Consider the following 2,854-nt stretch of genomic DNA (forward strand, 5'->3'; position numbering starts at 1 on the left):
GGATTAGCTGCTTAATTCTAAGCAGAGAGCACAAGAAAATAACCTTTCTGAAGTTCACTATAATTTTTCGCAACAGTGCCTATCCTGGCTCAAAGGTATGAGTGGCAGCCTATTTATTAGCTTTGGCATCAAGCTTGCCCTACTCAGCCGTTAACTAGTCTCGTATCTGTCCTGTTCCTCGAATAATATATTTATAACTGGTTAATTCATTTAAGCCAACCGGGCCCCGTGCATGAAGTTTATCCGTGCTAATACCAATTTCTGCTCCCTTACCAAAGACCTCGCCATCAGTAAAACGCGTAGAAGCGTTATGATACACAGCCGCTGAGTCAACTTGCTGCAAAAACTGCTCGGCACAAGCCTTATCTTCAGTAATAATACTATCCGAATGCCCAGAGCCATACTGATTAATATGAGCAATTGCCTGATCAATATTTTTTATAACTTTTATCGACAAAATTAAATCTAAATATTCAGCCGACCAATCTGCATCACCTGCCGGCATAATTTCTTTAATAATTTTACAGCTTTGCTCACAACCTTTTAATAATACCCCATGCGCTTTTAGCAGATTAGCAAAACGAGGTAAGGCACTTTTAGCAATCTCTTGATGAATCAACAAAGTTTCCATGGCATTGCATACGCCGGGGCGCTGGCATTTTGCATTTATGATAATCTTTTCTGCCATAGCTATATTCGCAGTAGCATCAATATAAGTATGGCAAATTCCATCTAAATGCTTAATCACCGGCAACTGACTTTGCTCTGTAATCGCTTTAATCAAATTTTTACCACCACGTGGAATAACCACATCAATGTAATCCACTTGTTGTAATAACACATGGGTTGCTGCACGCTCAGTATAATCAACAAATTGGACACAACCTGCTGGCACTTGATGCTGCTTTAGCGCTTGAATAATTAAACGATGCAAAGCCCGATTACTATGAATCGCTTCTTTACCGCCTTTTAAAATCACCGCATTACCCGACTTAAAACAAAGTGCTGCCGCATCTATCGTCACATTTGGGCGTGATTCATAAATCATCGCAATCACCCCAAGTGGTGTAGATGTTTTTTCCAAAATCAAACCATTATTTATTACTTGTCTATCAATCACTTTCTGGTTAACTTCAGGTAAGTCAATAATCACCCCTAACGCATCAACCATTGCCATAATGCGAGCATGATTTAAGGTTAATCGATCAATAAATGCCGTGTTTTTGCAATTTTCCTTCGCATAAGCTAAATCTTTTTGATTTTCAGCTAACAGTACTTCTTGATTATTAATAAGTAGTTGCTGTAAAGATTGCAATACTTGATTTTTCACTTCTGAACTTAGTACGGCAAGCTCATAACTTGCTTGCTTTGCCTGCTTAGCTAACTTTTTAATATTTTCTTCCATAAGAAACCAAATCTCTTTTTATTAAAAATAAAATTATAATAATGCTAAATTATCACGGTGAATTACTTCGGCAGGTAATTTTCCTGTAAATAGCTCATCAATATAACTTACTTGACACCCTTTTACCTGTTCTAACTCCGTTGATGAATAATGCGTGATACCTCGCGCAATTCTCTGCCCTTCGCAAAACAAAGCCACGGTATCCCCTCTTGAAAAATGATCAACAACCTGAACAACACCAGAAGCCAATAAGCTTTTACCCCGCTCACATACTGCCACTTGTGCACCATGATCAATATGAACCTCACCCCGACAATCCGCACCAAAAGCAATCCATGATTTTTTCCCATACAAATTTTTTTTACTTGGACAAAACAATGTCCCAATATTGGCTCCTTGTAGTAACTCTGTCATCACATAAGGTTGCTGACCGTTAGCAATTAACATCGCAATGCCAGACTCATTGACGATACGTGCCGCTTGTAGTTTCGTTGCCATCCCGCCGGTACCCAGTTCTGTTTTTTCCTGGCGCACCAGCTCAGCCGCTTGCTGTTCAATATTGGTCACTGTCTCAACGACCTGGTTCGTTCTATAATCAATTAAGCCATCCACACAAGTTAATAATACCAATAAATCTGCCTGAGCTTGGCTAGCAATTAATGCGGCGAGCGTGTCATTATCACCAATGGCTGTCGCTTCAATGGAAATGGCATTGTTCTCATTAATAATAGGCACAACATGCCAGTTAACCAGCTGTTTTAATGTATTCGCAATAGCGACATAGTTATGGCGGCTTTGAATATCATCACGCGTAATCAGCACTTGTGCGGTCATCAAGTCATTTTGAGCAAAGATATGGTCATACGCCTGCATCAAGCGACTCTGACCAATCGCAGCAAGTGCTTGTTGTTCTGTTCTATTCGGCGTTTTGCCTTTATGATTCAATTCAGCACCTAAACCAACGGCACCTGAAGTCACAACAATGCACTCTTTACCCCGTGCTCTTAATTGCACAATTTGCTGAGCTAAATGAGTAATAAAATAAGTCTGTAGCTTACTGTCTTTTACCAGTAAAGACGTACCAACTTTAATAATAATCCGTTTTGCTGCACTTACTATATTCTCACGCATACCCACTCCCACCTCACACTAGAATCACAGTAGAGCATACGGTGTTCAGCAAGGCAAGAGAACCACTGTTTTAATACATTAACAGAATGATAAACTGGTCCATTATCATGCGAGCCTAAACTAGGCTGCTGGACTTTTAACACTAAAATTAAAATAAAAGTCCCAGAATAAAAGACCCAAATTCAATTAAATATATCAGTAAAAAATACGGCACTGTTGCAAAAAATTTAGATTTGAGTAGGGTGTAGCAATCAACGGAAGTTAAGAGTGAATTGCTGTGGGTAGACGTAAACAATTTAAGAAGAATCAACCCTTTAA

Annotated in this window: 2 protein-coding genes; both read right to left on the reverse strand. The window is 39.3% G+C overall.

Annotated elements, in window-relative coordinates; all coding sequences use genetic code 11:
* Nucleotides 1-154 precede the first annotated feature (154 nt).
* Nucleotides 155-1,405 carry a glutamate-5-semialdehyde dehydrogenase gene (locus C200_RS08330; RefSeq protein ID WP_016211949.1) on the reverse strand — a complete coding sequence of 417 codons (1,251 nt, stop codon included), beginning with the start codon at nt 1,403-1,405 and terminating at the stop codon, nt 155-157.
* Nucleotides 1,406-1,438: 33 nt separating this feature from the next.
* Nucleotides 1,439-2,536 (reverse strand): glutamate 5-kinase, encoded by a 1,098-nt coding sequence (gene proB / locus C200_RS08335; protein WP_016211951.1) that lies wholly within the window; start codon nt 2,534-2,536, stop codon nt 1,439-1,441.
* Nucleotides 2,537-2,854: the final 318 nt, after the last annotated feature.

The sequence above is a fragment of the Piscirickettsia salmonis LF-89 = ATCC VR-1361 genome, from assembly GCF_000297215.2.
GTDB classification, from domain to species: domain Bacteria; phylum Pseudomonadota; class Gammaproteobacteria; order Piscirickettsiales; family Piscirickettsiaceae; genus Piscirickettsia; species Piscirickettsia salmonis.